19 protein-coding genes and 2 tRNA genes are annotated in these 25936 nt (G+C 61.9%); 12 read left to right on the top strand and 9 right to left on the bottom strand.

The window, feature by feature from the left end; genetic code table 11:
* Window positions 1–5519: 5519 nt before the first annotated feature.
* The 8 genes from RW112_RS09505 to rpmH form a co-directional block, all read right to left on the bottom strand.
* Entirely contained in the window at window positions 5520–6689 is a 1170-nt protein-coding gene (locus RW112_RS09505; RefSeq protein WP_317781497.1) for a ParB/RepB/Spo0J family partition protein, read from the bottom strand.
* Window positions 6690–6754: 65 nt separating this feature from the next.
* Window positions 6755–7822: a ParA family protein gene (locus RW112_RS09500; protein ID WP_317781496.1), complete on the bottom strand. Its 1068-nt coding sequence runs from the start codon at window positions 7820–7822 to the stop codon at window positions 6755–6757.
* 87 nt (window positions 7823–7909) lie between these two features.
* Window positions 7910–8560, bottom strand: a complete 651-nt coding sequence (gene rsmG / locus RW112_RS09495; RefSeq protein ID WP_317781495.1) for a 16S rRNA (guanine(527)-N(7))-methyltransferase RsmG — start codon at window positions 8558–8560, stop codon at window positions 7910–7912.
* Between the two features lie 19 nt (window positions 8561–8579).
* Window positions 8580–9146 carry a protein jag gene (locus RW112_RS09490; RefSeq protein ID WP_317781494.1) on the bottom strand — a complete coding sequence of 189 codons (567 nt, stop codon included), beginning with the start codon at window positions 9144–9146 and terminating at the stop codon, window positions 8580–8582.
* Complete coding sequence (gene yidC, locus RW112_RS09485; RefSeq protein WP_317781493.1) at window positions 9146–10120, bottom strand: membrane protein insertase YidC; 975 nt, start codon at window positions 10118–10120, stop codon at window positions 9146–9148. Before yidC ends, RW112_RS09490 begins: the two co-directional genes overlap by 1 nt.
* 16 nt (window positions 10121–10136) lie before the next feature.
* Entirely contained in the window at window positions 10137–10532 is a 396-nt protein-coding gene (gene yidD / locus RW112_RS09480; RefSeq protein WP_317781491.1) for a membrane protein insertion efficiency factor YidD, read from the bottom strand.
* Window positions 10525–10935: a ribonuclease P protein component gene (gene rnpA / locus RW112_RS09475; RefSeq protein WP_305943507.1), complete on the bottom strand. Its 411-nt coding sequence runs from the start codon at window positions 10933–10935 to the stop codon at window positions 10525–10527. Before rnpA ends, yidD begins: the two co-directional genes overlap by 8 nt.
* Window positions 10936–10977: 42 nt before the next feature.
* Window positions 10978–11115, bottom strand: a complete 138-nt coding sequence (rpmH, locus tag RW112_RS09470; protein ID WP_003800212.1) for a 50S ribosomal protein L34 — start codon at window positions 11113–11115, stop codon at window positions 10978–10980.
* A gap of 467 nt (window positions 11116–11582) precedes the next feature.
* On the opposite strand from rpmH, the gene dnaA reads away from it, so the two are divergent.
* The 12 genes from dnaA (at window position 11583) to RW112_RS09410 (ending at window position 24913) form a co-directional block, all read left to right on the top strand.
* The gene (dnaA, locus tag RW112_RS09465) at window positions 11583–13004 is read left to right on the top strand and encodes a chromosomal replication initiator protein DnaA (RefSeq protein WP_043479795.1); all 1422 of its coding nucleotides are present in this window, start codon (window positions 11583–11585) and stop codon (window positions 13002–13004) included.
* Window positions 13005–13541: 537 nt separating this feature from the next.
* Window positions 13542–14666 (top strand): DNA polymerase III subunit beta, encoded by a 1125-nt coding sequence (gene dnaN / locus RW112_RS09460; protein WP_317781489.1) that lies wholly within the window; start codon window positions 13542–13544, stop codon window positions 14664–14666.
* A 107-nt stretch (window positions 14667–14773) separates the two neighbouring features.
* Window positions 14774–15658 (top strand): phosphogluconate dehydrogenase (NAD(+)-dependent, decarboxylating), encoded by an 885-nt coding sequence (gene gnd / locus RW112_RS09455; protein WP_317781488.1) that lies wholly within the window; start codon window positions 14774–14776, stop codon window positions 15656–15658.
* A gap of 36 nt (window positions 15659–15694) precedes the next feature.
* Window positions 15695–16900 carry a DNA replication/repair protein RecF gene (gene recF / locus RW112_RS09450; protein ID WP_317781487.1) on the top strand — a complete coding sequence of 402 codons (1206 nt, stop codon included), beginning with the start codon at window positions 15695–15697 and terminating at the stop codon, window positions 16898–16900.
* Window positions 16897–17454: a DUF721 domain-containing protein gene (locus RW112_RS09445; RefSeq protein ID WP_317781486.1), complete on the top strand. Its 558-nt coding sequence runs from the start codon at window positions 16897–16899 to the stop codon at window positions 17452–17454. Before recF ends, RW112_RS09445 begins: the two co-directional genes overlap by 4 nt.
* A gap of 412 nt (window positions 17455–17866) precedes the next feature.
* Window positions 17867–19957: a DNA topoisomerase (ATP-hydrolyzing) subunit B gene (gyrB, locus tag RW112_RS09440; protein ID WP_317781485.1), complete on the top strand. Its 2091-nt coding sequence runs from the start codon at window positions 17867–17869 to the stop codon at window positions 19955–19957.
* A gap of 65 nt (window positions 19958–20022) precedes the next feature.
* Window positions 20023–22731 (top strand): DNA gyrase subunit A, encoded by a 2709-nt coding sequence (gene gyrA / locus RW112_RS09435; protein WP_305942928.1) that lies wholly within the window; start codon window positions 20023–20025, stop codon window positions 22729–22731.
* On the top strand, window positions 22728–23399 hold the full coding sequence (locus RW112_RS09430; RefSeq protein ID WP_317781484.1) for a DUF3566 domain-containing protein: 672 nt from the start codon (window positions 22728–22730) through the stop codon (window positions 23397–23399). Before gyrA ends, RW112_RS09430 begins: the two co-directional genes overlap by 4 nt.
* A gap of 98 nt (window positions 23400–23497) precedes the next feature.
* Window positions 23498–23571 (top strand) — tRNA-Ile (locus tag RW112_RS09425).
* 23 nt (window positions 23572–23594) lie between these two features.
* On the top strand, window positions 23595–23747 hold the full coding sequence (locus tag RW112_RS09420) for a DLW-39 family protein (protein WP_317781483.1): 153 nt from the start codon (window positions 23595–23597) through the stop codon (window positions 23745–23747).
* Between the two features lie 72 nt (window positions 23748–23819).
* Window positions 23820–23895 (top strand) — tRNA-Ala (locus RW112_RS09415).
* 103 nt (window positions 23896–23998) lie between these two features.
* The gene (locus RW112_RS09410; protein WP_317781482.1) at window positions 23999–24913 is read left to right on the top strand and encodes a DMT family transporter; all 915 of its coding nucleotides are present in this window, start codon (window positions 23999–24001) and stop codon (window positions 24911–24913) included.
* Window positions 24914–24962: 49 nt separating this feature from the next.
* Here RW112_RS09410 and RW112_RS09405 read toward each other — a convergent pair whose 3' ends face one another.
* Window positions 24963–25838 carry a glycosyltransferase gene (locus RW112_RS09405; protein WP_305942932.1) on the bottom strand — a complete coding sequence of 292 codons (876 nt, stop codon included), beginning with the start codon at window positions 25836–25838 and terminating at the stop codon, window positions 24963–24965.
* Window positions 25839–25936 lie beyond the last annotated feature (98 nt).

Genomic DNA, 25936 nt, shown 5'->3' with positions numbered 1-25936 from the left:
TTCAGCGGCGTGGCGCGGAAGTTTCACGTGAAACATGCAGCGCACTTCCGGTCTCAAGTACCGTAGCCCAAAACAGAACTCGGCCCTGAACCCTGAATGCCCTGGGGAAGAGTCGTCTACAAAATCATCATGCGGACAGGTGTCCCGTTGCCGGAGGCACGATCAGCTCGAGTGGGAATCACCCGCAATTAGGTATCGGCCGCAAGTTTCACCCCACATAGCTTGTTCTCATTGGAACAACACGTCCGTAGCAGACCGAATGCGGAATCGCGGTACCTCACGACATTCAAATACGAAGTACTTCCGAAGCGAAGATCCTTACGAATTACTTCCGAAGCGAAGTTCCTGTGGTCCAGCAGGAGACAGTTCGAGTGCGTTTCCAGGACCACGAACAGCGGGAAGCTGGCAACCACGGCTCAAGTTCCTAACGCCAGGGGCTGCAACTGCCCTTGGCGATGCCCACTGCCCGCAATATGGACCATCACGAAACTCGACTTTTAGATCGCGATTCCATGCTGCGGTGGTGCTCGTTTCAGCCGCCGGAATCGGGATTCTGGAGTGGCATGCTGAGGCCGGGCGTACACCCTCCGACGCAGCTTCCGGAGCGACCTGTTTGGCCACTTGCGACCGCAAGGCAGGGGCCGACGGCGGGGCCGGACGATCTTCAGAGTTGGCGGAAAGTCGGCGTTAATCGACCATGGCGTGGGGCGGTGCGCCTGACCCATTGACGCTCCGGCTCTCGTTTGCATGAACGTGGATCACCACCATCCCGATGTTTCACGTGAAACGTTGGGACGGGGTACAACCAGTCAGGACCACAGAGCAATTTGTCGCTCGATTCGATGCCGCGTCTAGGATTGCTCCGCATAGTCGGAACGCGACATGTAAATTCGGCCGGTGACCAATTCTTACATAACCACCGTATGCCCGCCCTCAAGTGTGTACTGAACTTGGTTGAATGATGCGGTAAGGGCACAACCGGAGCGCTTCCATTCAGGTTCAAGCGCCCGTCGCGTATGCGGGTAAGGCCAAGGCCGGGTGCGTCGACTGCTAAGCACCGATCGGAGACTACGTGGGACAAATATCGAAACCGCAATACGCTTCCAAGCCGTCCGACCAGAAGCGCGTAACCGCTAGCACGAGGTCTCGAGTGGCCGGCGGCCTGTCATCGTTTCACGTGAAATGCAGAGCCGGACGTTTCACGTGAAACGTCAGGCCTAGCTATCCGCGAGTCATGGCTACTCAGAGTTCTGCCGTAGCTATCGGACTGCGGATCCAAGTTGCGCGGACCCAAGGCTCCCCACACCTCTCCTTGAAACAAATGCCCCCTAGCTAGTTTCCACTACAGCGAAGCCGCGACGCCCAACCAGTCCACGGACGACACACCTGGCCGAGTACAAGAGCTTTTCCCAAGACTGTTCAACACCGCAGTCAGGGCTTTCATCCAAGGGGCTGCCCCGGCCTGCGGTTCGGTTGTCCCTGACGCCAGTTTGCTCCAGCCTGAGCCAGAAGCTACGGTGCGAAAGACCAAAGGCGCGAGGACGCTGTCGAAGATCAACCCGTCTATAGCTGAGCGCTGAGATCGTATCGATCCGCTGCTGCTCCCACCCAGGATTGCGAAAGGGGCCATTCCAAGAGAATCACGGTATGGTGCTTGCTCATCGATGTTTCACGTGAAACCGACACGATCTGCGGATGGAAACCAATCGAACTTGTACAGCCTGCTTGTGCAGCTTGCTTGTGCAGCCTTTTCGATCAATGGTGTCGAGCCCACGTGCAACTGTGGAGATGCCCACTCGTCAGACACGGAGTTAGTCCAATCATTGGCCAGCAATTGGTAGCTCCCACTGACTTAGGGTTTAGCGATAACGCGTTCGCCTAACGTGAGCCGTGTTCCGGCCGCGCCGCGATTCATAGGCGATGTGACACTAGTAGCTTAGCCGCCTGTAGGGCGTCCCCATGCCGCGGGGGTAGGGCTCGGATATCCCGTGCCGGAACCAGATGGAAGACCCTGTCGCGACGTGCCAGCGCCGGTCCTCAACGGATCATCTGAAATTACCTGCATCGGCGTCATGCCACGCCAGTCAAGTCACACCCACCAATCACTACGAATCGTGGAAGACATCCGTACGCCGACTCTGGAGACCGATCTATGAGCTCAGTGCTACGTCGGGGTTCTCTGAAGCGACTAGCTCCTATGAGGGGGAGTGCGCTCCTACTCATAGGAACTTCGAAGGAATGCCTAGCTGCCCGCCGGTCATCTCCGCGTCGCTTGAATCCTATCCGTCTGGCAGTATCTGCCCTATTCCCAGCACGGGTCCTGAACTCTTCAATAGCTTCGGACATGATTTTCCTAGGCGCCCGGCGTGCCGCTACAGGAGCCCCCCATTCCCGGTATCCGGTTATGCGCCTAGACTGCCCAATTCGAAGATGATGGAGCGCGGCACAACATTCCAAACCTATGGCTTGTGCGCCGGCCAATCTCGTGGCGGCTCGGATCACGGCCCATCATTCCAGACCTAGGCCCTGGACGCCGGAAAGATCACGTGGTGTCTAGGCCGTCTAGGAGTCCGAGTAGACGCGCCACCTTGCCTCTTGCCATGCCGTCACATCCGAAAGTCGTGAGCAGATTGAGCTACGCAGATGGGGGCACAACGCACTCGTCTTTGCGATGCTGTCTCTCCCGTCAGTTGGTTCAATCAGCCAGAGACAGAAAAGAATTTGGCTTCGAGCCCTCTTGGGCCGGTTTAGTCCCGAGCCTCAACCACCCCAGGTGCACCCAAACCGAAAGAAGCTTATTGGAATCCGGGTGCATTTTTCAGCTCGCCATGACTTCACGTTTGCAGTGCGGACCGCAAATCAGGGGTGGATACGCTCTGCAGCCAGGGCCGTTCCTAGGCATTATTGTTGGCAAGTTCGGAAGCATCCGTACTGGCCGGGTATCTCCGGCACATCAAAACAGGGCAACTATGGAGCCAGGTTTTCCCCAGCCCAGTGAGCCTTTTCCACACAAGATATCCACAGCATTATCCACATAGTCTCCCGGTGGCAACGACCTGTGATTTTCCACATTGAGCAAGCTCACATCTTGGGCCGCTCTCATGTGAATGGAGTCGCGTTAAGCGCCCTGTGAGGATAGACGATGCACTCGTCTCATGAGGTGCGCAAAAGACCGGAAAAGCGCCGTATATCTGGTGAAAACGCAGAAATTGAGGGATATTTCATAACCTCCACTGATCAAGCAGGATGTTTCACGTGAAACGCGGCCACACCATGACGGCGATCGACGTAGTGGATCCTGCCAGTCCCGCGCCGGGAGTGCCCACCGCGCACAAAGCCAGCCCACATTGTCCACATGGTTATCCACAGCGATATCCACTGAGTTATGCACCGGCCAATGCACAGAATCACAACATGCTTGGCGCCTCCGACACTGCCCAGGGAGGCGAAGGCACCTGCTGCAGTTGACGCCACACCCACATCCGAGACTATAGAACTTCACAACGACCGGTGGATAGGAAGTGCCTCCGGATCCATAAATCCGTTCGTTGTTTGGCTTTCCCTTCTGGCCCAACGCAACGCAACTGCACCTCCCACGGTCGATGGTTAGGGAAAACTTCCAGCGTGATACCCAGTGCCTGTCATGAATAGTTGGCCCGGCGGGGAGCTTCGTGTGACTGGCTCTAGTGCGGTTTCCAGAACCGGGGCAGCACGAGCGCCCTAAGGCAGCACGGGCGTCAGACTGTTGAGGATGCTCGCAAAGTCAGCTGTGGGGACCACGGACAGGGGACTACGGACGGGGTCAATCCGGAGACTGTGGACCGGGCGCGACGTGTCCGAGTTTTAAGTGACCCGGGGTCTGGCAGTTCGACGTATGACCCCTGCGGCCGGCGGAACGAATGCAGCCATCCGTTCCCACGGGAATCTCGCGTAACTATTCCCTCCCCACCTGAATGTCATTGAGCAACTAGGTGGACCTTGTCCAACTAGGGCGTTCGTGTTGCAGTGAGGTCATGTTGGCTAGGCGTGCCTGTCGCAAGCAGCTGACAGCCAAGCCCTGGGACGGGTCTCGCCTCCGATGGCTTCCGTGCGCTTTGTTAATCCATCACTGAGGACCATGGCAAGTCAAACAATCTGCCGGCCGGGGGACCGCGGCCAATAAGTATGACAACATCGAACCTCGGCCTGCCCCTTCGTTTCACGTGAAACACTGCCGTCTCGTGTCCAGCCATGGAATAACTGCCCAAGCGTACCAAACCGCGCGAACCAGACCGCGGAGAGGGCACCGCCGCCGCTCACCCGAAGCGTTTCGGAAAGGATCGACCGTGGCCCGACACCAGCACGCGGGAAGGCGCCAACATCATCCCGACTGGGGCCAAACTACATCCGTCCTCTGACAAACCTTGAATGAGGGCCTCGTATGAGTCATGGAAGAGCGCCCAGTGCGGGGATCAAATGGCCGGGCAAAGTTGGGAATCACCCACAAAAGGAATCGACCCAGGCACCGATACTTGGTGCAAAAGACAAGACGTGGGCCACCCCCCTTTAGGTACCGAAATTCCAGGTAGCCCCGCAGTAGCAGCCGGGCGATTCACGGGCTCTCCACGACACAGGAGACGCGTCTAGCGGGATGGCTGGTTGAGTACATTGTCGTCAGGGTATACCGCCGATCTTCACGAATGTTTCACGTGAAACTGAAGAGCCCTCCGAAAGGGCACGTCGGGCTTCTCCAAAATCCTCGGCACCAACATCTCAGCCGCGGTGGGCATATCGCACGTAGGACAGCCCAGGGACGTGGCCGGCTAAGCTGGGCCGGCTCGCAGGGTTTCTACTTTGTCGGACTCCCTAATCGACTGCGGGTATCAGGTCTGCTCTTGCCGTCGCTGCTGCTTGCTGCGCGAACATCAGCCGGTCGCCTCCCGTAGGCAGAATGCCTGTGCACCGCCTCCGCAAACCTTGCCCGAACCACACTTCATCACAAATCCAACCCGGTGGGGAGGCCCTGCCGCCCTCGCGAACCATCCAAAAGAGACCGATTCACGTACATCGGCCTACGGACGCCATCCGGCGAATGAGTCCTGCCGCACCCGGAAGGCCTGAACGCAGTCCCTGCTAGGTCTGCGGTTCCGGAGAGCGCCTGCGGGGAGTGATCGAAGCTATTGGTGGCCCTCTGGAATACCGAGGCCCTGGCATCATCTGGAAGCCCCTGAGGGCACCATAGATGGAGCCATAGGCTCGGGCCGGGGACCTAGCTGGATAGTCCGCAACATATCCGCGCCAAAGAGCCCGCTGGCACTGCCGAACCCCATAGAAGGACTCTGCTGTATCGTCCCCAAGGTCCACCGCACTGGACTTCTCCGGGTCGACGCACTCGACTACTACGGAACTGGACCACTAGGGATGCGCATCACTGGCCTGCTCCGCTGTGTGCATGTGAATGGCAAAAAGTCAGCTCGGCGGGTACAAAAGCGGGGCCTGTTTCACGTGAAACAGGCCCCGCTCAAGAAGTGCGACGATACTTAGTTTTCTGCACCCGGTGTCAGTACATCCATGATCCGGTTCAAGTCCTCCACGCTGGCGAACTCGATACTCACGCGACCCTTCCGGGCGCCGAGCGAGATCTTTACGTTGGTATCCAACCGATCCGACAAGGAAGACGCAAGGTAGTCCAAGCGCTCATGACGGGCACCCGGGCGTGGAACGTTGCTCTTGGCCGGCGTACCCGGGCTCTGGTAGAGCGTTACGGCTTCCTCGGTTGCCCGGACCGACATTCCCTCTGCAACGATCTTCTGTGCCAAGCGTTCCATCGCCGCCGCATCGGGCAGCGCAAGAAGCGCGCGGGCGTGACCTGCCGACAGAACGCTTGCAGCCACCCTACGCTGCACCAACGGCGGCAGCTTGAGCAGTCGCAGCGTATTTGAGACCTGGGGCCGCGACCGGCCGATGCGGTCGGCAAGCTGCTCATGCGTCGTGCCGAAATCCTCCAGCAGCTGTTGGTAGGCTGCAGCTTCTTCAAGCGGGTTCAGCTGGCTGCGGTGAAGGTTTTCGAGGAGTGCGTCCCGAAGCAGGTCATCATCAGTGGTATCCCTGACGATTGCCGGGATAGTTTCAAGGCCCGCGGCCTGCACTGCCCGCCAACGACGCTCACCCATGACGAGCTCAAAGGGTTCGCCACCTTTTTCGGTTGAGGTACGGACCACAATTGGCTGGAGGACGCCTATTTCACGAACAGAGTGAATGAGCTCCGCCATGTCGTCCTCGTCAAAGACGGAACGCGGCTGTTTGCGGTTGGGATGGATGTCGCCCACCGGAATTTCAGCGAACCTGACACCGGGGACTTCCACGAGTTCCGGGAGGGTCTCTGTGGTAGCAACCGCCGGAGCTGAACCGGCTCCGTTCTCTTCAATCTTGTCAGAATCGACTGACTTGGCTGCCGGTTTCCGGGAGGGCGTCTTCGTTTCGGCAGGCGTCGTTTTGCCGGCGGGCTTCTCGGCTGGACTGGACGATGACGGAGCTGCGTCTTCATCGATGGCAACCGCCGCTGCGTTCGTGGGCGTCTTCCTGGCTTCCGGAAAGAACAAGTCCACTGGCCGTGAAGGCGCGGCACCATTGCCGGAAGCGTTAGCCGGAGCGGAACTTGGAATGAGTGCGCCAAGACCACGACCGAGGCCGCGTCGCTTATCGCTCATAGGTAAATCCCTCCAATGGAAGAGTCCGGCATACCCGACTCTGGCTAGTGCAATTGTTGAAAATTCTAACGTTCAGCGATTTCCGCTGCGGCTTCCAAGTAGGAGAGTGCTCCGCTGGAGGACGGATCATAGGTCATCACAGTCTGCTGGTAACTGGGCGCCTCGGAGATCCGCACCGAGCGCGGCACGACGGCCCCAAGGACCTGGTCCGGGAAGTGCTGGCGGACTTCGGCAGCCACCTGCGCGGCAAGGTTGGTGCGGCCGTCGTACATGGTGAGAAGAATGGTGGACACAACCAGCTCGGCGTTGAGGTGCTTCTGGATCATCTCAATGTTCTTCAGCAGCTGGCTGAGGCCTTCCAAGGCGTAGTACTCGCACTGGATGGGGATCAGCACTTCGCTGGCGGCGCAGAAGGCATTGACCGTCAGCAGTCCGAGGCTCGGCGGGCAGTCAATGAAGATGTAGTCAAGGCGGGGTTCGCCGGCCTTCTGGCGCTCCTTGGCATACACGTCGATGGCGCGGCGGAGGCGCTGTTCCCGGGCCACGAGGGACACCAGTTCGATTTCGGCGCCGGCCAAATGGATAGTGGCCGGCGCGCAGATCAGGTTGTCGATGTCCGGGCAGTGGGCCACGACGTCTTTGAGCGGTACGTCATTGATCAGGACATCGTAGATGCTGTCCACGTCCGCGTGGTGTTCAATACCCAAGGCTGTGGAGGCGTTCCCCTGGGGGTCAATGTCAATGACCATGACGTTCAGTCCGGCGGCAGCGAGGGCGGCTGCGATATTGACGGTGGTGGTTGTCTTACCAACCCCGCCCTTCTGGTTCGAAACCGTAAAGACGCGGGTCTTCTCCGGCTTCGGAAGCTGCCGGCCGATCAATCGTTCCCGGCGCCTGTTTTCGTGGGCCAGGTCGCGGGCGATCGGGCTGGAGTCATCGATCGAGTCCATGACATTACCGGACACCGAAGCGCCAGTTTCACGTGAAACCGCCGCCGACTTAGAGCGGCTCGCAACCGAATTCAGGTGATTCCACGCATCGGTCGGCGCGATGGAGGGCGCGACCATGGCCCGCGCGGACCCCAGGGACACGAACGGGGGTATCCGCTGTGTGGAGGCTTCGCTACTGGTCACTGTGACACACTCACTCTCATTCGGCTTTTTCTGCCGTTCACTAGCCTAACCGCTTCCCCCAAAAGTCCTGTGGCACCGGGCCAGAGGCTAGGCAATCTTTTGCGTCTTATTAACGATGATTCGGACCACAGTGGTGGGTTCCTCAAGGAGATCCTCGCCGACCACCACCACAGAAGTCTGCACACCACCGAGCTTGCGGATGGCCTTGGCCGCCTTCTCGATCTCCTCGCCGGCACTGCGGCCCTTGATCGCCACAACCTCACCCTTCCCCGCAAGCAGGGGGATGGTCAGTCCGGCAAGGTTGGACAACGCGGAAACCGCCCGGGCGGTGACCACGTCCGCATTCACCATGCCCACGGCCAGTTCAGCGCGGGTCCGCATCACCGTCACGTTGCTCAGTCCGAGATCGTCCACGACTTCCTGGAGCCAAATCACCCTGCGTTCCAGGGGTTCGATCAGGGTCAGTTCAAGGTCGGGACGCGCGATGGCCAGGCACAGCCCCGGCAGACCGGCGCCGCTCCCAACATCAGCAACGTGACTGCCCGGGGCGATTTCCCGCTCGATTACGGCGCAGTTCAGCACATGCCGGCTCCACAGCCGCGGTATCTCGCGGGGGCCGATCAGGCCGCGCTCTGTCCCGGATGTAGCCAGGTGTTGCACGTAACGTTTGGCGAGCTCGAGCCGATCACCAAAGATGGCCTCGGCTGCCCTGAGCTCCGCAGCAGTAATTTCAACCATTGTCTGCGTCCCGGCGTCTTCAGTCTGCGGAAACAACGATGTGCCTCCCGGCACCTTCGCCTTCAGATTCGCTGACGAAGCCGAGGTCGGCCACGGCATCGTGGACGATCTTCCGCTCGTAAGCGCTCATCGGTTCCAGTGCGACAGCGTTGCCGGACTCCTTCACGGAGGCAACAGCGTCCTCTGCGATCTTCTGCAGGTGGCCCGCACGCTCCTGGCGGTACCCGTTGATGTCCAGCACCAGACGGGAGCGGTTCTCCGTGGCGGAAAGGACCGAGAGGCGGGTCAGCTCCTGCAGGGCTTCCAGCACCTCGCCGTCCCGGCCAACCAGGCTTTCGAGGCCTGCTGACTCTTCCTCGGCCACGATGGAAATGTAGGTCCGTCCGTTGCGGACCTCAATGTCGATGTCGCCGTCGATGTCGGCAATGTCCAGCAGTTCCTCAAGGTAATCTGCTGCGACGTCGCCTTCTTCTTCCAGCCGGCTCGCGGATGAACCTTTGTCCGAATCCTGGGTCTCGTCCCGGGCGTCGTCCTGGTCTTCAATGGCCTCGGCGGAAACGGCGTTTTCGGTGCTATCGACAGACATTACTTCTTCTTCCTGTTCTTGCGTTGTGGCTGGATGCGCTGGCCCTTGGCCTCGGCGACCGCGGCGGCGGCGGCGGCTTCAGCCTCGACGTCGGCTTTCTTGCCTCCCAGGATGGGCAGGGCCGGAAGGCCCTTGGCGGCACGGCGTTCGGCGAGGGCCTTGGCGGCGGGGGATCCCGGCGTCGGCATGCGGCGGATGACGAAGAACTGCTGTGCCATGGTCCACAGGTTGGTGGTGGTCCAGTAGATGAGGACACCGATCGGGAAGTTGATTCCGCCCACGCCGAAGACGATCGGCAGGATGTAGAGCATCATTTTCTGCTGGCGCATGAACGGGCTGGCCATGGCCTCTTCGGACATGTTCTTGGCCATGATCTGCTTCTGCGTGATGAACTGCGAGGCCGTCATGGCAAGGATCATCACGATGGACAGGATCCACACGGAAGTCAGGTTCCCCTCGCCACCGTGCAGCAGCGATGCGGAGAGCGTTGCCCCGAAGATGGTGGACTCATCAAACTGAACTACCTGATCGTGGCTCATCGCCCCGATACCGAGGCCCTTGTCACGGGCCGTGCTGATGCCGGAGAGCACGGTGAACAGTGCGAAGAAGAACGGCATCTGGATCAGCATGGGCAGGCAGGCCGAGAACGGGTTGGTGCCGTGCTTCTTGTACATGGCCATCTGTTCCTGCGCCATGGCCTGGCGGGAAAGCTGGTCGGTCTTGCCCTTGTACTTGTCCTGGAGCTTCTTCAGGTCAGGCTGCAGCAGCTGCATGCCGCGCTGGGCCTTGATCTGCTTGACGAACACGGGAATCAGGGCGGCACGGATCACCAGCACCAGCCCGATGATGGACAGGGTCCATGTCCAGCCGGAAGCCTCCGGCAGGCCGATGCTGCTCAGGCCCTCGTGGAAGCCCACCATGATGATGGAAACAAGCCACTTGAACGGAAACATGATTGTTTCAAAGAAGTCCATACGATATCCCTATTCGTTAGGCCGCAGTGCGGCCTTCTCCATCAGACTGCGCAGCCAGGTACTTGTCCGGGTTGTTCAGTACAACAATTGTGGGGGTCTGGTGTTCAGGCCAGTGGCGGTGACCGGCGGGGACGTGGTCCACGCCGCCGGCGTTCCAGGGATGGCAGCGCGCCAGGCGCCGGACTGCCAGCCAGCTTCCTTTGACGGCACCGTGCACGGTGATCGCTTCGAGGGCGTAGGCCGAGCACGAAGGAAAGAAGCGGCAAACCTGGCCGTACAAGGGCGAAATCACCTTGCGGTAGGCCATCAGCAGCAGTATGAGAAAGTTGCGGGGCAGGTTCCAGAGCGTCTTGCCCACCAGGGCCGCTGCCGGTTTGAAGAAGCGGACGACGGCGGCTACGGAGTTACGCACGCGGTGTCCCTTCCTGTGTTGTTTGCCGTGAAACCGCTGACGCGGCCCGAGGAAGGCGGCCGCCCAGCCGTTTCATGGTCGTTTCCAGAGCGGCGTTGTAGTCCGCCAGCAGTTGGTCCCAGCTGGCAGACGAGGCCGCAGGCAGTGCCCGGACCACAATGGCGAACCCGGTACCGTATTCCTGCAACGACAAAGCACCGGCTTCCCTCAGTCTCCTCTTAACGAGGTTCCTGACAACAGCGTTCCCAACACTCTTGGAAACGATGAATCCGATCCGGCTTGGTTCGTCAGCAGCAATAGCTACCGTATATAACACTACGTTCCGGCGTCCATTGCGGACGCCGGAACGTACAGTTGTTGAAAAATCGGTTGAGGTCCTCAGACGGTTCCTGGTGGCTAGCACCGTCAAACTCGCAAAGGGATGTTGACCGACGAGTCAGTGTATTTAGGCCGACAGTTCGGTGCGGCCCTTGCCACGACGGGCTGCCAGGATGGCACGGCCGGCACGGGTACGCATACGAAGGCGGAAGCCGTGCTTCTTGGCTCGACGGCGGTTATTCGGCTGAAAAGTCCGCTTGCTCACGTTAGTTACTCCAGTGGATCAAAGGTGCGCCCACCCGATCAAAAAGGGGAAGAACTGGCCGACGCTAAGTTTTGTATATGCACGCTGCCCTCGGCTCGTAGGACGCAGAACGTCAGAGAGATTCAAATGAGGTCGAAAAGCGGACACAAAGGACTTCACAACGTTAGGCCAAAAAGCGTCCCCTCGTCAAACCGGGCTGACTCTCACCGCACTCCACCGGCTGTGGTTAACCCCTGCCCACAGCCTGTGGATGAAGTGGCTCACAGGACCCGTTTTCGAACCACACCGGTGTAATTATCCACAGGACTCGACCCAGCTATCTTCTAGGCTTTTCATCCCCTAGAGTGGCTCAGTAGCCGATTATCCACGCTCTGTGCATAACCCTGTGGATATAAGCCGGAACCAGCCCCTGGTTCAGGACTTGTGGCTGCAGGTAATGCAGGCAAGCAAGTTTGAGGAACTGATTGATGACAGTAGACGAAGCCAACCACGCGAATACTGTCGGAAGTTCCTGGCGGCGGGTTGTGAGCCTTCTGGAGCAGGACCACCGGGTTTCACCCCGGCAGCGCGGCTTCGTCATCCTCGCCCAGGCGCAGGGACTGATCGGTTCCACGCTGCTGGTGGCCGTGCCCAACGAACTCACCCGCGAAGTGCTGCAGACCCAGGTCAAGGAAGCCCTTGACGACGCCCTGCACAACGTTTTTTCCGACGACATCCGGTGCGCCATCGACGTCGACACCGATCTGGTGCCCCTGCACACTGAGCCGGAGCCCGCCGTCGAACTTTCCCTGGCGACTGACCCCACCGTGGAACAGAAGCCGCAGCCCATGCTGCCGAGCACATCCCACGAGTTCGGCCGGCTGAACCCGAAGTATGTGTTCGACACCTTCGTGATTGGTTCATCGAACCGGTTTGCCCACGCGGCCGCCGTCGCCGTCGCCGAGGCCCCGGCCAAGGCCTACAACCCGCTGTTCATCTACGGGGATTCCGGCCTGGGCAAGACCCACCTGCTGCACGCGATCGGTCACTACGCCCGCCGGCTCTACAGCGGCATCCGGGTCCGCTACGTGAACTCCGAGGAATTCACCAACGACTTCATCAACTCCATCCGCGACGATGAGGGCACCAGCTTCAAGACCACATACCGGAACGTGGATGTCCTGCTGATCGATGACATCCAGTTCCTGGCCGGCAAGGACCGCACGCTGGAGGAGTTCTTCCACACCTTCAACGCGCTCCACAACAACAACAAGCAGGTTGTCATCACCTCCGACCAGCCGCCCAAGCTGCTCGCAGGATTCGAGGACCGGATGAAGTCCCGCTTCGAATGGGGCCTGCTGACCGACATCCAGCCGCCGGAATTGGAAACCCGGATCGCAATCCTCCGCAAGAAGGCCCTCAGCGAAGGCCTCTCAGCTCCGGACGACGCACTGGAATACATTGCATCGAAGATTTCCAGCAACATCCGCGAACTTGAAGGCGCCCTTATCCGCGTCACCGCCTTCGCCAGCCTGAACCGCCAGCCTGTGGATGTCGCCCTGGCTGAAATGGTGCTCAAGGACCTGATCACGGACGACGGCGCACAGGAGATCACCTCGGCGCAGATCCTGACCCAGACGGCCGACTACTTCAAGCTCAGCATGGAAGAGCTCTGCAGCAAGTCCCGGACGCGCACGCTGGTGACCGCCCGCCAGATCGCCATGTACCTGTGCCGCGAGCTGACGGACATGTCGCTTCCCAAGATCGGGCAGGAGCTCGGCGGGCGGGACCACACCACGGTGATCCACGCAGACCGCAAAATCCGTGAGCTGATGGCCGAGCGCCGTGTGATCTACAACCAGGTTACGGAGCTGACCAACCGCATCAAGCAGCAGCAGCGGGATTCCTAAGCCCGGCTCACGGCCCGTCTCCTTACCTTATTAACAGGGGCATGTGGATAAGCCTGTGGATAGTTAAGGGGACAACCGCGGTTAATGGGCTTAAAACCCTTAAGGCATCTGTGGATCAGCGAAACGGCCAAAAAAGTTGTCCCCATCCACACCCTGTTTAAAACCTGCTTCACCCACAACGGATGAACAGGGCTTAACCGCGGGATCGTGCCGTGAAACAGGGTTATCCACAGTTTCCACAGCAGTTATTAACACTACTAATCCCAAAAAATTGAAATTCCCTCAAACAACAATCTCGTTCCCTGCCGCACACAACATCGGGTCCTCGGCCCGAAAGGGCCAGCGTCCCTGCCGGGGATGGGGAAAACCTGGATCTTCCGGCTAAGCTGTCAGCAGCGCTCCCATCCTTGGGTCTGTTTGTGGTTCAGCAAGCGCGGACCATGCAGGTTCCGGTGTCCGGGGGCAAAGGTTTTGCGAACTCCCTGCGGGAGTTCCCGTTCAGAAAATGGCAGCAGCAATGAAAGGCGGCACCCTTCCGTGAAGTTCAGAGTCGAACGGGACGTCCTGGCGGAAGCCGTCACATGGACCGCCCGGTCGTTGTCTCCGCGGCCGCCGGTTCCGGTGCTTTCCGGGCTCCTCCTCAAGGCCGAAGCCGGCACAGTGAGCCTCTCGAGCTTTGACTACGAAACCTCGGCCCGCCTTGAAATCCCGGCTGACATCAGCGTTGAGGGCACCATCCTGGTTTCCGGACGCCTTCTGGCTGACATCTGCCGCAGCCTGCCGTCCGCACCCGTCGACGTCGAAACCGACGGCAACAAAGTCACGCTCACCTGCCGCCGCAGCAGCTTCCACCTGGCCACCATGCCCGAAGCCGAATACCCTCCGTTGCCTGCCCTGCCCACCATCAGCGGAACAGTCCCGGGCGATTCCTTCGCCCAGGCCGTATCCCAGGTGATCATCGCTGCCAGCAAAGACGACACCCTACCGATCCTGACCGGCGTCCGGATGGAGATCGAGGACGACCTCATCACCCTGCTGGCCACGGACCGCTATCGGCTGGCCATGCGCGAAGTGCCCTGGAAGCCGGTCACCCCCGGCATCTCCACCAGTGCCCTGGTCAAAGCGAAAACGCTCAACGAAGTGGCGAAGACACTGGGCAACAGCGGCGACATCAACCTCGCCCTGGCGGATGACGACAGCCGGCTGATCGGCTTCGAAAGCGGCGGACGCACCACCACGTCCCTGCTGGTGGACGGCGACTACCCCAAGATCCGTTCGCTCTTCCCGGACGCCACCCCGATTCACGCCACTGTGCAGACCCAGGAACTCGTCGAGGCCGTACGGCGCGTATCCCTCGTCGCCGAACGCAACACGCCGGTCCGGCTTGCTTTCACCGAAGGGCAGCTCCACCTCGACGCAGGCACCGGCGAGGACGCCCAGGCTTCGGAGGAACTGGAAGCACATCTGACAGGCGATGAAATCACGGTTGCTTTCAACCCGCACTACCTCATTGAGGGCCTGAGCGTGATTGAAACAAAGTTCGTCCGGTTCTCGTTCACCACCGCGCCCAAGCCGGCCATGATCACCGCGCAGGCTGACGCCGACGGCGAAGACCAGGACGATTACCGGTATCTGGTTATGCCGGTGCGCCTTCCCAACTAGGTAGCAGCTGATGTCGTTATGGGCAGCCAAAACGACATCTAATGCGACCCAGTTGGGACCACCATCGCAGCCCCTCCACCACACCAGCGCAGAAAAGAGTTCCTCCCGTGCATATCGGACTGATCGGCCTTGGCAAAATGGGTTTCAACATGCGCGAGAGGCTGCGCAAAGGCGGCGTCGAAGTCACCGGCTTCGACCGCAACCCTGACGTGACCGACGTTGCCACGGTGGACGAACTCATCGCGGCTGTTCCCGCTCCGCGTGTCATCTGGGTCATGGTCCCGGCCGGTGAAATCACCGACGCCGTGATCACCGAACTGGGGTCCAAGCTCGACGCCGGTGACCTGGTGATCGACGGCGGAAACTCCCGCTTCACCGAGGACCAGAAGCACGGCGCAGCGCTGGCCGAGAAGGGTATCCGCTTCGCCGACTGCGGAGTATCCGGCGGTGTGTGGGGGCTGCAGAACGGTTACGGATTGATGGCCGGCGGCGACGCCGCAGATATTGAACGGGCGATGCCCGTTTTTGACGCGCTCCGTCCCGAGGGCGACCGGGCGGATAGCTTCGTCCACGTTGGCGGCGTCGGCGCGGGACACTACGCCAAGATGGTGCACAACGGCATCGAGTACGGACTCATGCAGGCGTACGCGGAAGGGTACGAACTGCTGGCGGCCAAGGACATCGTCACGGACCTGCCGGGAACCTTCCGCGCCTGGCAGAAGGGAACGGTTGTGCGTTCCTGGCTGCTGGACCTCATGGTCAAGGCCCTGGACGAGGATCCGGGCCTGGCCTCGATCGACGACTACGTCGAGGATTCCGGGGAAGGCCGCTGGACCGTTGAGGAGGCAATTGCCAATGCTGTTCCGGCGCCGGCCATCACAGCGGCGTTGTTTGCGCGCTTCTCCTCCCGCGAGGATAACTCCCCGGCCATGAAGATGGTGTCGGCACTGCGGCACCAGTTCGGCGGGCATGCCACCCGTCCGGCCAAGTAACGGCTTTTCGAGCAGTCCGGGAATCCTGAAGACGGCGTGTACCTAGAAAAGCTTTCGCTGACCGATTTTCGCAGTTATGCCCAGGTGGACCTCACCTTCGAACCCGGGGTGACGGTGCTGGTGGGGTACAACGGCATCGGCAAGACCAACCTGATGGAGGCCATCGGGTATCTGGCCACGCTCAGTTCGCACCGGGTCAGTTCCGATGCTCCGCTGTTGCGTTTCGGCACCGAGCGGGCGCTGATCCGGGCCAAGCTGGTCCGCGGCGAGCAGTCCACCGTGCTGGAGCTGGAAATCAACGGGAGCCGCGCCAACCGCGGCCGGATCAACCGCAGCAACCCGGTCCGTGCCCGCGACATCCTCGGTATTTGCCAGACGGTGCTTTTCGCGCCTGAGGACCTTGCCCTGGTGAAGGGAGATCCTTCCAACCGCCGGCGTTTCCTGGACGAGCTGCTGGTCAGCCTGATGCCGCGCCACGCCGCCACGCGCACTGACTACGACCGGGTCCTCAAACAGCGCAACGCCCTCCTCAAATCCGGCCGTGCCGGGAAGTTCACCGCCGGGCACGAGGCCACCCTGGATGTGTGGGACCAGCACATGGCCCGGGCCGGCGCGGAACTGCTGCACGCGCGGCTGGCATTGGTGGAAACGATCCGTCCCCACCTGAAGGCGGCCTACGCCCAGCTGACCGACGGGTCAAAGGAGGCGGACGCGATTTATCGGTCCACCCTCCAGGGCATGATGGACGACGACGGCGCCGGGCCGGCCTACGCTGCGGAAGCCGCCGCCGTCGAACGCGTTGAGGACCTCCGGCAACTGTCCGTCGACGAACTGGCCGACCGTTACGTTCAGGCTTTTGCGGCGTCGCGCCGCAAGGAACTGGAACGGGGAGTCTCCCTCGTTGGTCCGCACCGCGACGACGTTGAGCTCATCCTCGGCGAGGCGCCCGCGAAGGGGTACGCCTCCCACGGCGAAACGTGGTCCATGTGCCTTTCCCTGCGCCTGGCGTCCTATTACGTGATGCTCGACGACGCCCGTACGGGCGGGTCCGCCCCGATCCTGATCCTTGACGATGTGTTTGCCGAGCTCGACGTCCAGCGCCGGCGTAAACTGGCGGCAATAGTATCCGGTGCCGAACAGGTGCTGGTGACCGCCGCCGTCGATGCCGATATTCCGGAAGAACTGGCCGGGCGGCGGGTGAAGGTGGTCCCCGGAGGAATCGATGAGTCGGAAAACCGATGAATAAAGATGCTGGCGGCCTGCAGCCGGGCCGTGATCCCGACGATATCGATGCGCCCCAGGCCGCGCTCAACCGGATGCGCGAGGCCGCGGCTGCCCGCGGCGAAATCCGCCGGAAGTCCCCGCTTCCCGGAAACGCAGCCAAGAAGCCGGGACGCAGCGCCGCCGGAACGCGCGGTTTCACCGAGTTCCATGGCACGGGCCGCGATCCCCTGGGACTGGGCAAAGTGGTGGGACGGCTCGTGGCGGAACGGGGCTGGACGTCCCCGGTTGCAGTCGGATCGGTAATGGCGGAGTGGAGCACCCTGGTGGGTCCGGAAATTTCGGCGCACTGCACCCCGGAGAGTTTCACCGACACCACCCTGCACGTGCGGTGCGATTCCACGGCGTGGGCCACCCAGCTGCGCCTCCTGAGCTTCAGCCTGCTGGAGAAGTTCCGCACCGAACTGGGCGAGGGCGTTGTCACCAAAATCCAGGTTCTGGGACCGGCGGCGCCGAGCTGGCGGAAGGGCGGCCGGACAGTCAACGGGCGCGGTCCCCGGGACACCTACGGATAGCGGAGGACCATGGCGGCCGGCGCGATGCCGGCGGCAGCTCCCCGCGACTCTTGAAAAATGGCCAAACGGCGTGTAGGGCGCCCTGATGCCCCGTGGCCGTATAGGAACCCAGAGGCATAACCCCTGGAGCCTTGCAGGCGGAGCCAATGGCCTGCCAGCACCATATTCCCGCGCGTTTGCGGCCCTGGAATGCGGGATTACGCTCTCCAACACGGTAGAATCGTGGTAGATAACTGGGCGCCGGTGAAACGTTGACTGAGTCCGTTTTCCGGCGCTTTTGCTGCGGTCGGGGCGCGGTTCCGCCAGTCAACCAAGTAATCGGCGTTATCAGTGACGTGCCTGTTGGCAGGAACCCCTTCTATCGGAGATGGTGACGGCCGGCCATACGAATACAGAGGAGTCGAAAGCGCCTGTGGCTAACGACAATGCAGATATCCCGGCAGTGGAACCCGCAGCTGAGGATGCCCGTACAACTGATGCGCCGGCGAAGGCAGCCGAACGCAAGGAATACGGTGCGAGCGACATCACCGTCCTTGAAGGACTTGAAGCTGTCCGGAAACGTCCCGGCATGTACATCGGTTCCACGGGTCCCCGCGGACTCCACCACCTGGTGTATGAAGTGGTGGACAACTCCGTAGACGAAGCACTCGCGGGGTACTGCACCCACATTGAGATTGTTCTCCAGGCCGACGGCGGCGTCAAAGTGGTCGACGACGGACGCGGCATCCCGGTGGACATGCACCCCACCGAGCACAAGCCCACGGTTGAGGTCGTCATGACCATCCTGCACGCCGGAGGAAAGTTCGGCGGCGGCGGCTATGCCGTCTCCGGCGGCCTGCACGGCGTGGGCATCTCCGTGGTCAACGCACTCTCCAGCCGGGTGGACACCGAAGTGCGGCGGCAAGGCCACGTCTGGCGGATGTCCTTCGCTGACGGCGGCAAGCCCCAGGGCAGCCTGGTCCAGGGTGAAGAGACGGACACGACAGGCACCACCCAGACCTTCTACCCGGATGCCGGCATTTTTGAGAGCACGGAATTCGACTTCGAGACCCTCCGTGCCCGTTTCCAGCAGATGGCGTTCCTCAACAAGGGGCTGCGCATCACGCTGACGGACGAGCGCCAGGGCCTGCATGAGACGGCCGAGGACGAGGATCTGGACCTCGATGCCGTTCCCACCGAAGGTGAAGTAGCCGCCGAATACCGGACGGTTGTCTACCAGTACGACGACGGCCTGCTGGACTACGTGAAGCACCTGAACTCCGGCAAGAAGGTTGACGTGGTCCATGAGGACGTCATCGCCTTCGAAACCGAGGACACGGAACGAAAAATCGCCCTCGAAATGGCGATGCAGTGGACCAACGCGTACTCCGAGAGCGTACACACCTACGCCAACACCATCAACACCCATGAGGGCGGGACCCACGAAGAGGGCTTCCGCGCCGCCATGACCTCGCTGATCAACCGCTATGCGCGGGAGAAGAACATCATCAAGGAAAAGGACGACAACCTCACCGGTGACGACATCCGCGAAGGCCTCACGGCCGTGATTTCCGTGAAACTGGCGGAACCGCAGTTCGAGGGCCAGACCAAAACGAAACTCGGAAACTCCGAAGTCAAGGGTTTCGTCCAGCGCGTGGTCACCGACGGCCTGGGCGACTGGCTGGAGCGCAATCCAGGGCCGGCCCGCGACGTCATTCGCAAGGCGATTTCCGCAGCGCAGGCCCGCATGGCCGCCCGGAAGGCACGTGACAACGCCCGCCGCAAGAGCCCGCTGGAGTCATTCGGCATGCCGGGCAAGCTGTCAGACTGCTCCTCCAAAGATCCGGAAAAATGCGAGGTCTACATTGTGGAGGGTGACTCCGCCGGCGGTTCGGCGAAGCGCGGCCGCAACCCGGAGACCCAGGCCATCCTCCCGCTGCGCGGCAAGATCCTGAACGTTGAGCGCGCCCGGTTGGACAAGGCACTCGGCAACAACGAGGTGCAGTCCATGATCACCGCCTTTGGCACGGGCATCGGCGAGGACTTCGACCTCGCGAAGCTGCGCTACCACAAGATCGTGCTCATGGCCGATGCCGACGTTGACGGCCAGCACATCACCACGCTCCTGATGACGCTCCTGTTCCGTTACATGCGCCCGCTGATTGAAAACGGTTATGTGTACCTGGCGCAGCCGCCGCTGTACCGCATCAAGTGGTCCAACGCTCCGCATGACTACGTCTACAGCGACCGTGAACGCGACGCCCGGCTCGTGGCCGGCCAGGCCGCCGGGCGCCGGATTCCGAAGGACAACGGCATCCAGCGCTACAAGGGACTTGGCGAGATGGACTACACGGAACTGTGGGACACCACCATGGACCCGGACCACCGGACGCTCCTCCAGGTGACCATGGACGATGCCCTCGCTGCGGACCAGATCTTCACCGTGCTGATGGGCGAGGACGTTGAATCCCGTCGAAACTTCATCCAGCAGAACGCCAAGGATGTCAGGTTCCTGGATATCTAGCAGGCGCTGGTAAGCGCCCTAAATATTCCTGAATTGACATATACCTGAAACGGAAAATATAGACAATGAGTGACGAAACACCCGAGGTTCCCGGCGACTCCGCCGGTCCCGTCGAGCCCGTCCTGGAGGGCGACGTGCTGGTCGACCGCGTGGAACAGGTGGACCTGCAGACGGAAATGCAGCGCTCCTACCTCGACTACGCCATGGCCGTTATCGTGGGCCGCGCGCTGCCGGACGTCCGTGACGGACTCAAGCCCGTCCACCGCCGCGTTCTCTACGCCATGTTCGACGGCGGCTACCGCCCGGACCGCTCCTTCAACAAGTGCGCCCGTGTGGTGGGCGAGGTCATGGGCCAGTACCACCCGCACGGCGACACTGCCATCTACGATGCCCTGGTACGCCTGATCCAGGACTGGACCATGCGCTACCCGCTGGCCCTCGGGCAGGGCAACTTCGGCTCGCCGGGCAACGACGGCGCAGCAGCCCCGCGGTACACCGAAACAAAAATGGCACCGCTTGCCATGGAGATGGTCCGCGACATCGACGAGGAGACCGTCGATTTCCAGGACAACTACGACGGCAAGAACCAAGAACCCACCATCCTGCCGGCGCGCTTCCCCAACCTGCTGGTCAACGGCTCCTCGGGCATCGCCGTCGGCATGGCCACCAACATTCCGCCGCACAACCTCCGCGAGGTCGCGGACGGCGTGCAGTGGTACCTGTCCAACCCGACGGCCAGCCGCGAAGAGCTGCTGGAAGAGCTCCTGCTGCGCATCAAGGGACCGGATTTCCCCACCGGTGCGCAGATCCTGGGCCACAAGGGCATCGAGGATGCCTACCGGACCGGACGCGGCTCCATCACCATGCGTGCCGTGGTCAACGTGGAGGAGCTCCAGGGCCGCACCTGCCTGGTGGTCACCGAACTGCCGTACCAGGCCAACCCGGACAATCTGGCCATCAAGATCGCCGAACTGGTCAAGGACGGGAAGATCTCGGGCATCGCCGACCTCCGTGACGAGACATCCGGCCGTACGGGCCAGCGCCTCGTGATCGTGCTCAAGCGCGACGCCGTAGCCAAGGTGGTGCTGAACAACCTCTACAAGCACACCCAGCTGCAGGACAACTTCGCGGCAAACATGCTGGCGATTGTTGACGGCGTGCCGCGGACACTCAGCCTGGATGCCTTCATCCGCCACTGGGTGGCGCACCAGATGGACGTTATCGCCCGCAGGACCCGCTACCGCCTGCGCAAGGCGGAAGAAGAGGCGCACATCCTGCGCGCCCTCCTCAAGGCACTGGACATGCTGGATGAGGTCATCGCCCTCATCCGCGCGTCCAACACCACCGAGGCGGCCCGCGACGGGCTGATGGAGCTGCTGGACATCGATGAGCTGCAGGCCCGCGCCATCCTGGACATGCAGCTGCGCCGCCTGGCAGCCCTGGAACGCCAGAAGATCCAGGACCGCCACGCCGAACTCGAAGCCCTGATCGCCGAGTACAACTCGATCCTTGCCTCGGAAGAGCGCCAGCGCGAAATCATCAGTACCGAACTGGCCGAGATCGTGGCCAAGCACGGAGACGACCGCAGGACCCACATCCTGATGGGCTTCGACGGCGACATGTCCATGGAAGACCTCATTCCCGAAGAGGAAATCGTGGTCACCATTACGCGCGGCGGCTACGTCAAACGCACCCGCAGTGACAACTACCGCTCGCAGCAGCGCGGCGGCAAGGGCATCAAGGGAGCCCAGCTGCGCGGGGACGACGTCGTGGAGCACTTCTTCGTGACCACCACCCACCACTGGTTGCTGTTCTTCACCAACCTGGGCCGCGTTTACCGGGCCAAGGCCTACGAACTGGCTGAAGCCGGCCGGGACGCCAAGGGCCAGCACGTGGCCAACCTGCTGGCATTCCAGCCGGATGAGCACATCGCCCAGGTGCTGGACCTCCGCGACTACCAGCACGCCCCCTACCTGGTGCTGGCCACCAAGCGTGGCCTGGTCAAGAAGACCCGCTTGGAGGATTACGACACCAACCGCTCCGCCGGTGTGATTGCGATCAACCTGCGTGACGGCGACGAACTCGTCTCCGCCCAGCTGGTCTCGGAAACCGACGACCTGATGCTGGTCTCACGGATGGGCCAGTCCATCCGCTTCACGGCCACGGATGATGCGCTGCGCCCCATGGGCCGCGCCACCTCCGGCGTGACCGGCATGAAGTTCCGTGAGGACGATGAACTGCTGGCGGCCGACGTCGTCAAGGACGGCTCGTTCGTCTTCATCGTCACCGAGGGCGGGTACGCCAAGCGGACCGCGGTGGAGGAGTACCGTCTCCAGGGCCGAGGCGGCCTCGGCATCAAGGTTGGCAAATACCAGGAAGAGCGGGGCCACCTCGTGGGTGCCCTCATCGTCCAGGAAGAGGACGAAGTCCTGGTGGTCATGGAGGGGGGCAAGGTGGTCCGTTCCTCGGTGGCCGGTGTGCCTGCCAAGGGTCGTGACACCATGGGCGTCATCTTCGCCAAGCCGGACAAGAACGACCGCATCATCGAAGTGGCACGGAACAGCGAACGCGGACTTGAAGGCGAGGAGGCAGAAGCCACCGACCCGGAAAACCCGGCCGAAAGCCCGGCTGCGGCCGGGGATGACGTAACGTTGGCAGAAGGTGCCGGACCAGATAACGGGTCCGCAGAGGCAGATTCAGCACCGGCCGTGGAATCCGACGAGTCATCGGACAACGCTGAGCTGGACGAAGAAAATACCGGAGGTAACGAGTGAGTAATTCCGACTCATATCCCAAGCCGAACAGCAACACTCCCGGCGGGATCAGGCAGCCGGCGTCCGCTCCGCGCGTGAACGCCCCCGTACGTCCCCAGCAGCGGCCTTCGACGCCGGGTGCCCCGGCACAGCGTCCGACGGTCCCCGGCCAGCGCCCGGCGCAGGGGCAGCGACCCGGCCAGGCGCCCCAGGGGCAGCGCCCCGGTGTGCCCGGCCAGACGCCCCAGGGCCAGCGTCCCGGAGTTCCGGGTCAGCGCCCGGGCCAGGGTGCCCCTGGCCTGGTCAAGCCGGCACCGAAGGCGAAAGTACGCCGTGCCCGGCTCCTGGTCAGCAAGGTGGACCCCTGGTCGGTGCTGAAGATGGCCTTCCTGCTGTCCGTTGCCCTCGGCATCGTGACAGTCGTGGCTGCAATCGTCTTGTGGACCGTCCTGGACCTGACCGGCATCTTCGACCAGGTGGACAGCCTGCTCGGCACGCTGGCAGGCTCCGAAGGCGGCGGATTCGAGTTGAAGAAGGTCGCATCCCTCGGCCAGGTGGCTTCCTTCGCGGTGATCATCGCGGTTGTCAACGTGGTGCTGCTGACTGCCCTGTCGATGCTCTCGGCGGTGCTCTACAACATTTCCGCCACCCTCGTGGGCGGCATCGGTGTGACCCTGACGGACGATTAGTCCGCGGAATTTTGCCGGAATTTGCCCGGTGAAATGCCTCGATTTGAGATCGGGCCGGGATGTGCTGTAAAGTCATGTCTCGGCCCGATGAGGCATCGGGGCGTATAGCTCAGGCGGTTAGAGCGCTTCGCTGATAACGAAGAGGTCCCAGGTTCAAGTCCTGGTACGCCCACGGAACCTGCACAGGTTTTGGAAATGGTTCGGATAACACCGGACCGGAACGGGGTGCATGTGAAGAAGTTGCTGGTAGTTGCAGTAGCTATCGCAGGCGCGCTGCTCGTCAAGAAAGTGCAGGAATCCGAAGCCCGGAAAACGGTCTGGAGCGATTCGACTGACAAAGTCGAATAGTCCGGTTCCCCGGTACGGACGCTGGTAAGAAGCGTTCCGGAACTAGGGTATGATTGACGGGTTGCTTCTTATGGGGGCATGGCGCAATTGGTAGCGCACCTGCTTTGCAAGCAGGGGGTTCGGGGTTCGAGTCCCCGTGCCTCCACCATAAGGAAGGTCCCGGACCGCGGAAACGCGGTCCGGGACCTTTTGTTTTGTCCGCTGTCCCCGGGCTGGCGGCGCCACACCGCAGCACCATTACTGTTGGAACAGTGAACTTCTTCCTTGCCGCTTTGGGTGTGCTCGGTGTGGCCTCTTCAGGACCGCTCATTGCCGCAACGCTGGGTGCCACGACGGTCAGCGCCCTCGCCATCGCCTTCTGGCGGAATGCCATCGGGGCCGCGGTGATGGCCGCTCCGGTGCTGGTAGCCAATCCCCGGCAGTTCGGGATGGTGACGGTCCGCGAGTTCCGCTGGTCGGCGCTTGCCGCCGTCGCCCTGGCACTGCACTTCGCCTGTTTCATCACCTCCCTCCAGCTGACGTCCGTAGCAGCGGCCACGGCGCTGGTTTGCCTTCAGTCCGGCTGGATCGCGGTCTTCCAGCTGTTCCGCGGCGTGCGCCACCGCTGGCAGGTGCTGGTGGGCCTTGGAATGGCTTTCGGCGGCGTTGTGGCCATCACGGGGTTCGACATGGGCACCTCCCCGGATGCATTGCTGGGAGACCTGCTGGCCGTGGCAGGCGGCGCCCTGGCCGGCCTGTATACCCTCGCAGGCGGCAAGGCACGCGCGACCATGCGCACGGGGACCTACACCACGCTTTGCTACGGCATGTGCGCCGCCTTGGTGGCACTGCTGGCACTCCCGTCTCAACAGCCGCTGGTGGGCTTTGACGCCGCCGGCTGGCTGGGGATCCTCGCCATCACCGTATGCGCCCAGCTCGTGGGGCATACGGCCTTCAACCATCTGCTGGCCACCATGAGCCCGCTGCTGGTATCCATGATCATCCTGCTGGAGATCCCTGGTGCGGCGCTACTGGCGGCGCTGTTCCTGGACGAGACCCTGCCGGGCGGCACCTATGCGGGACTGGCGCTGATCCTGGTGGGTCTCGCCGTGGTGGTGGCCGGCCAGCGCCGCAGAAAGCCGGTACGCGCCGGCGAAGCCCGGCTGGCTGAACTGGGAACGGACTGAATCCCGGGCGGGCCACCCGATAGGCCGGGTTGCCGGCCTGCGGCTGAACCTACTGGCCGCCGCGGCGAACAGGCTGGGCGGAGTTCACTGTGTGAATGGCGCGCAGGAGCTTGGCCGGGAAGTAGACGGAGAAGAACACCACCATGGGCGCCTTGAGGGCCATCTTCTTGACGTTGTGTGCCTTGTAGGTCCGGTCGAACCGGGTCACGTAGTACCGGTAGTCACGGGGTGAGTCCTCGAGGCGGCGGGCGGACATGCCGGACACCATCTGCGGCCAGTACTGTACGCGCAGGTCATGTTCAGCCAGGTGCAGGGACAGGTCGATGTCCTCGTGCATCTCGTCCTTCTCATCCCGGCATGTTTCGTCGCGGATGGTCTCCCAGGCCGAGCGGCGCAGCGCCATGTTGGAACCGAAGAGGAAGTGGTATTGGTGCTTGGCCAGCTTGAGCATCAGCTGGCGCATTTTGTCGTCCGCCTTGAGGCCGAAGCGGCGCATGGGCATGTCGTAGTACACCACCGGGCCGGTAGCCGCCTGGACGGACGGGTCAAGGAACGCCTTCTGGACCTGTTCCACCCAGTCCGGTTCCACCACGGAGTCTGCGTCGATCCGGCCAAGTACATCGCCGGTGGCATGGTTGAGGCCGAAGTTGCGGGTGGGGATGAGGCCCTGGTGCTGGTCCTGGCTGAGCAGGATGACGGGGCTGTCCGGATATTCCTGCTGCATCTGCCGAACGATGTCCGCCGTGCGGTCCTTGGACATATTGTCCACGACGATGATCTCCGCCGCAGGAACCGACTGGTAGATCGCCGCAATAAGGCACTGCCTGATAACGCTTGCCTCGTTGTAAGCCGGTATGACGATGGATACGCGCGGCATAAGCGGAGCGTCCTGCGAGGCATCCTCGGCGGATCTATCGGGTGACATCATCACAAATTTAGCACCCTTGTGTGCCACAGCACGGGACGGCGGGTGAAGGCCAGGGAAACAACAGAGGAGCCCCGCACCGTTTGGTGCGGGACTCC

The sequence above is a fragment of the Arthrobacter sp. B10-11 genome, assembly GCF_033142195.1.
Classification (GTDB): domain Bacteria; phylum Actinomycetota; class Actinomycetes; order Actinomycetales; family Micrococcaceae; genus Arthrobacter; species Arthrobacter oryzae_C.
The sequence above is the reverse complement of the archived record's forward strand: the minus strand, read 5'-3'. Positions and strand labels throughout refer to the sequence as shown.

Excerpts from the sequence above, each read along its gene's own strand:
- RW112_RS09505 (WP_317781497.1), bottom strand. The coding sequence starts at position 6,689 with ATGAGCGATAAGCGACGCGGCCTCGGTCGTGGTCTTGGCGCACTCATT.
- rsmG (WP_317781495.1), bottom strand. The coding sequence starts at position 8,560 with ATGGTTGAAATTACTGCTGCGGAGCTCAGGGCAGCCGAGGCCATCTTT.
- RW112_RS09490 (WP_317781494.1), bottom strand. The coding sequence starts at position 9,146 with ATGTCTGTCGATAGCACCGAAAACGCCGTTTCCGCCGAGGCCATTGAA.
- yidC (WP_317781493.1), bottom strand. The coding sequence starts at position 10,120 with ATGGACTTCTTTGAAACAATCATGTTTCCGTTCAAGTGGCTTGTTTCC.
- dnaA (WP_043479795.1), top strand. The coding sequence starts at position 11,583 with ATGACAGTAGACGAAGCCAACCACGCGAATACTGTCGGAAGTTCCTGG.
- RW112_RS09445 (WP_317781486.1), top strand. The coding sequence starts at position 16,897 with ATGAATAAAGATGCTGGCGGCCTGCAGCCGGGCCGTGATCCCGACGAT.
- gyrA (WP_305942928.1), top strand. The coding sequence starts at position 20,023 with ATGAGTGACGAAACACCCGAGGTTCCCGGCGACTCCGCCGGTCCCGTC.
- RW112_RS09420 (WP_317781483.1), top strand. The coding sequence starts at position 23,595 with ATGGTTCGGATAACACCGGACCGGAACGGGGTGCATGTGAAGAAGTTG.
- RW112_RS09405 (WP_305942932.1), bottom strand. The coding sequence starts at position 25,838 with ATGTCACCCGATAGATCCGCCGAGGATGCCTCGCAGGACGCTCCGCTT.